Genomic DNA, 3,707 nt, shown 5'->3' on the forward strand with positions numbered 1-3,707 from the left:
GGCTGAATAGTTACAAATAATTTAATTAATACGATTCTTAATGAATTTTATAAACTTAATTTTTAAATTTCATAAATATTTCATATTAGGTTGATAGAATGTACTCAAGTTAATAAACAAGGAGGACATAAATATGAATGTATTTAAGAGATCAATATTATATATAACAAGAAAAAAAATAAAAAGTATTATTATGTTATTTATATTATTTGGAATAGCAACGGCAGTTTTAAGTGGAATTTCAATTAAAAAGGCAGCAAATATAGCAAGACAAGATTCAAATAAGGATATGGCAAATACTTTTGAATTACAAGCTAATTTTGCGGGTAATTTTGAAGGAACAATTCCAGAAAATTTAATTGATAAGGTTTCAAAGGTAGAAGGTGTTAAGAATTATGATGCAGCAATTCAAGGAGCTGGTTTAGATTTAGAAAATGTAAATTATATAAAACCTGAAAAAAATGTAGTTCAATATAATGATGATTATAAATATGAAAAACTTTTTTCTGTAGAAGCACATAAAAATTCAGAATATGATACTAAGTTTATAAGTAAATCATTAAAGCTTATTGATGGTAGACATATTGTTGCTACTGATAAAAACAAGGTATTAATTCATAAGGCTCTAGCAGAAGCAAATAATTTAAAAGTTGGAGATACTATAAAAGCAACAAAGAGTGCTGGTGATTTTAATGCATCAACTTTATCTAAAAGTGATTATGACCTTGAAATCGTAGGTATTTTTGAAAGTGAAAATACTGAAAGAGTTGGACATAAATTAGAAATGCCAGAAAATCTTTTAATTACTGATGTAGATACTATTAAAACTTTATATGGATATTCAGATGGAAATGTAAAATATACAAATGCTACTTTCAATACAGATACTGATGTAGATAAAGTAACATCAAAATTTAAAGATATTTCTGCTGATTGGAATAAGTATACAATAGTAAAAAGTGAAGATACATTTTTAGCTTTATCTAAGTCTTTTGATTCTTTAGATAAGATTATAAATATGGTTTTAATTGGAGCAATAATAGCTGGAGTAATAATACTTTCATTAGTGTTAGCATTTTGGATTCAAGGAAGAGTTCATGAAACCGGTATATTACTTTCAATAGGAGTTTCAAAGTTTAATATTATTTCTCAATATATAATTGAATTATTACTTATAAGTATATTAGCTTTTGGAGGATCATATTTCTCAAGTAAGGTAATTTCACAAAATATAGGAAATACAATAGTTGCACAAGCAAGTAAGCAAGCGGTTCAAGACGTTCAAAGTGGATTTGGAGGATTTTCATTAGGAAATGATGTTAATAGTTCTTTAGCAACTCGTACAGTAGATGAAATAGATGTAAAAGTAGAGGTTGAAGAATTAATTTATGTATATGTTATAGGAACAGTTATTATCATACTTTCAGTAATGGCATCATCAGCATCAATAATTAGATTAAAACCAAAAGAAATATTATCCAAAATGAGCTAGGAGGAAAATAAATGTCAATTTTAGCATTAAATAAAGTTAATTATTCATATAAAAATGGAAAAAAAGTTTTAAATGATATAAGCATGGAATTTGAAAAAGGAAAATTTTATGCTATTTTAGGGGTTTCTGGTTCAGGAAAAACAACATTATTATCATTACTGGCTGGATTAGATGAACCTAGAAATGGTGAAATATTATATAATAATCAAAATATAAAAGTAAAAGGGTATGAGAATCATAGAAAAAGCAATATTTCATTAATTTTTCAAAATTATAATTTAATTGATTATATGACACCTTTAGAAAATTTAAAGATAGTTAATCCTAAGGCAGATAAGAAAATTTTAAACAATTTAGGATTAACTGATGATGAAGTTAATAGAAACGTATTACAATTATCAGGGGGGCAGCAACAGCGTGTTGCCATTGCAAGAACACTTGTTACAGATTCACCAGTAATATTAGCAGATGAGCCAACAGGAAATTTAGATAGTGATACAGCTGATGAAATTATAGAAATATTAAAAGTAAGTGCACATAAACATGAAAAATGCGTAATAGTGGTTACTCATAGTAAGGAATTAGCTAAAAAAGCGGATGTTGTACTTGTGTTAAAAAATAAAAAACTAATACAGATTAATTAATAAAAATTAATAATCTTTTATAAGAGGTGGCTTAAGTATGGAAGTAAAACATTTTAAAGATATAAATTTAATAAGTAAAGTATTATATGTTATTTCAATAATTATATTAGTATATACATTATTAACTATATATAATTCACATGTATATATATTATCACTTGTAGCATCAAATAGGATTGTGGTAAGTAAAAGTATATTAATGGTAATAACATATTACATTAATTCATCATTACCATATGCATTTTATTCAATAGCAACATTTTCTATGGGATATATTATCAGTGGATTAAATGTTAAAAAGGAAGTAAAAAAAGATATAAAAAGTGATTTAGAAGACTTTGATAAATTAAATAAAGATGATAATGAATTAGAAGAATTAATAGAATATTTAAAAGATTAACTAGCTGTTAAGGATTAATTTAGAAAACTCTTGATATTCACTTGAGAAAGTTATTATGATGTTAGGGGAATGGGGTAAGATGGTAAAGGATAACAAGCAATTGGATATAAAGTAAGTTTTGAGAAGGAGTATCAGTTAAGGATGCTCCTTCTTCTTTTAGGTTAAGAAGTTTTGGAGCAACTATGTTGAATTTGAACATTACTATATAGAATAATATGGGGATGTAGATCATAATTAAATTATAATTTTAAAAGTATATTAGAAAAGGAGAAAAGTAATGAGCAAGTTTACAACCTAACTTAACACCGATACGGAGATTCAATTACATAGTCCAATGCATACTCTTCTTGAAAATGTAGGTCATGAAGTTGAGAATATAGATTTTATATATTTTGAAAGAGCATTTTCTAATGAAGTTAGACCACAAAAGGGAGAAAGCAAAGAATTATATTGGTTTACTAAAGAAGAAATTGAAAGTAATGATACTATAAAACCTCATGTTAAAGTAATGGCATTAGATGCATTACGTATTTTAAGTAATATATAAATATATATTATGATTATGTAGTATATAAGGAGGTTGTATCTATGAATAATGAGATTATACGTAGAAAAATGAAAGAGTTTCCGTAATGGAATGATAGAAATGGTTGTTATACAGATGAAAATTGTGATTTAGAAGAAGTACCAAGAATGACATATGATGATTCAGTAAAATATTTCTTTGGTGTGATGAATGATGATTTCTACTATAACATAACAGATAATATTTTTGAATTATCTTATGAGGAAGTAATTAAATATGCTAAAGATAATAACTTCTATGATTCAACATATGAAAAATTAAATCTGTTAATAAATAATGATAAGCCAACAATAGAATTTTATAAAAGTTTACTTTAGTAAAGCTCTTACTTGTATTTAGATATGCAAGTAAGAGTTTTTTATATGTAGAAGGGAGAAAGTATAATGAAAAAAGGTAAGCGGGTAATATAAACCTGTCTATTTTGACCTCCAACTTTGAGCTAAAATTAAGCTATCAAAGAAAAGGAGGTCAATTTTTTTATGAAAGAGAATCCAATCATTGTTCCCGTTCAGCTAGATCAACCTTCATCTAATCAGCGCTATACCGATACCCCTTCATGTTACTTCAAAATAAACGGTGCTGAAG

The 3,707-nt window shown here is 26.1% G+C and carries 4 protein-coding genes; all 4 read left to right on the plus strand.

The genetic code is table 11. The features are described from left to right. The first annotated feature begins 133 nt into the window (after nt 1–133). On the plus strand, nt 134–1,492 hold the full coding sequence (locus NEH75_RS12460; protein ID WP_262948960.1) for an ABC transporter permease: 1,359 nt from the start codon (nt 134–136) through the stop codon (nt 1,490–1,492). A gap of 11 nt (nt 1,493–1,503) precedes the next feature. Next, nucleotides 1,504–2,136, plus strand: a complete 633-nt coding sequence (locus NEH75_RS12465) for an ABC transporter ATP-binding protein (RefSeq protein WP_055306049.1) — start codon at nt 1,504–1,506, stop codon at nt 2,134–2,136. Between the two features lie 37 nt (nt 2,137–2,173). Then, entirely contained in the window at nt 2,174–2,536 is a 363-nt protein-coding gene (locus NEH75_RS12470) for a hypothetical protein (protein ID WP_122640922.1), read from the plus strand. Nucleotides 2,537–3,229: 693 nt separating this feature from the next. Next, nucleotides 3,230–3,439: a hypothetical protein gene (locus NEH75_RS12475; RefSeq protein WP_202966286.1), complete on the plus strand. Its 210-nt coding sequence runs from the start codon at nt 3,230–3,232 to the stop codon at nt 3,437–3,439. Nucleotides 3,440–3,707 lie beyond the last annotated feature (268 nt).

It is taken from the genome of Turicibacter sp. T129 (assembly GCF_025594975.1).
In the GTDB taxonomy this organism is placed as follows: domain Bacteria; phylum Bacillota_I; class Bacilli_A; order MOL361; family Turicibacteraceae; genus Turicibacter; species Turicibacter bilis.

What these genes read in the sequence shown, in the direction of transcription:
- NEH75_RS12460 (WP_262948960.1), top strand. Translation starts at nt 134, where the DNA reads ATGAATGTATTTAAGAGATCAATATTATATATAACAAGAAAAAAAATA.
- NEH75_RS12475 (WP_202966286.1), top strand. Translation starts at nt 3,230, where the DNA reads ATGACATATGATGATTCAGTAAAATATTTCTTTGGTGTGATGAATGAT.
- NEH75_RS12465 (WP_055306049.1), top strand. Translation starts at nt 1,504, where the DNA reads ATGTCAATTTTAGCATTAAATAAAGTTAATTATTCATATAAAAATGGA.
- NEH75_RS12470 (WP_122640922.1), top strand. Translation starts at nt 2,174, where the DNA reads ATGGAAGTAAAACATTTTAAAGATATAAATTTAATAAGTAAAGTATTA.